The 1,319-nt window shown below is 61.6% G+C and carries 1 protein-coding gene and 1 pseudogene; both read left to right on the top strand.

Annotated elements, in window-relative coordinates:
- A pseudogene (locus R5H23_RS16740) lies at positions 1 to 413 on the top strand (type IV secretion protein DotO); the annotation flags it as partial.
- On the top strand, positions 410 to 1,319 hold a 910-nt coding region (locus tag R5H23_RS16735), incomplete at its 3' end, for a TrbG/VirB9 family P-type conjugative transfer protein (RefSeq protein WP_317216117.1). The pseudogene R5H23_RS16740 and the gene R5H23_RS16735, both read left to right, overlap by 4 nt.

Below are 1,319 nucleotides of genomic sequence, written 5' to 3'. Positions count from 1 at the left end.
ACGGCCCCCGTGCCGATGGAAGCGGTGCCCCGCTCATCTGGCAGACGCGCGTGAACCACGAACTGTACGAACTGTTCGTTCTCAATCTTATGGGACCGATTGAACTGTGGGCGCTGTCTACCAGCCCCAAGGACACCGCCCTGAGACGCCGTCTCTATGACGCACTCGGGACGACAGAAGCACGTCGACGCCTCGCAAAGGTCTTTCCCAGGGGATCGGCCGAGCAGGAAATTGAGCGCCGCGAAGACGTCCGGATGAAAGCCGGCCAGGATGCAAGCACCGCCCTTGGCGGCGTGATCGAGGACATTGCCAGAGAACTCAGGGATGGTGTTGGGCTGGGAACGGTCATCCGGATGTCTTCTGAGGACGAGGTGTCCGCACTCACAAAGGAGTCCGCCACACTGTCAGCATGAAGAACGCTCTTTTCATGCTTCCCCTCGTTGGCCTTGCAGCGCTCAGCGGGTGTGCAGGTGCTAACACCGAGACCCCGGTGACAGTCGATGTCCCGGGGATGCCATCACCCGAGCTGGCCCTGCAAAAAAGCCTTGATCGCATCAATGGCTTTTTAGGGAGTCTGAATCAGAGGATCGATACCCCGGTTCGACAGACAACCGCACTTGCTGTCACGCCCACTCACCCGGTCGATCTGGTGGCCAAAGCCACCGCGGCCTCGCCCATCGCCCTTGCCCCTACGCCGGCCCACGAAAGTAGTGCCCTCTCAGGCAAAGCGGGGCTGACATGGTTTGCCTACGGCGAGGGCTATGCCCGGGTCCATTGCGCGCCCGGCTCCCTCTGCATTCTTCGTCTTCAGCCGGGTGAGACGGTCGCAAGTGAGGCCCTTGCTGTAGAGCCAAAAGCCGGATGGCGGACAGATCTCGTGCGTGGAACACGCGGCATTCACGCTGCCTGGGCCGTCGCACTCACGCCAGAGCCAGCCGCCACGCAGTCAATCCTCCGCTTTGCGACCAGTCGACGCGCCTATGTTGTCGTGCTTGACCCGACCGGCCCGTCAATGCGCAGCATTGCCTACAGCTATGCTTCAGGCGATCCGCAGACGCAGCCTGAGCCGCCGCCGTCTCCAGAGGCCGTGGCCAAGCGGAATACGCCCGATTTCGACTTTCACATGACAGGCAGCAGCCCGGCATGGAAGCCTCTGCGGATCTACCGCGAGGGCGATCACACCTACATTCAGTTTCCGCCCGGTGGGATTAACAGCGCTCCTCGTCTGGTTGTGCTGTCACCATCCACTGCTTCGACCCAACCGTATCGCACTGTCGGTGACTCCTACGTCGTTGATCTGCCGGTCACTGATGCCCTGT

This window comes from Gluconobacter sp. GP1, from assembly GCF_032913585.1.
Lineage (GTDB): Bacteria > Pseudomonadota > Alphaproteobacteria > Acetobacterales > Acetobacteraceae > Gluconobacter > Gluconobacter cerinus.
This window is presented reverse-complemented; position numbering and strand designations above follow the sequence as displayed.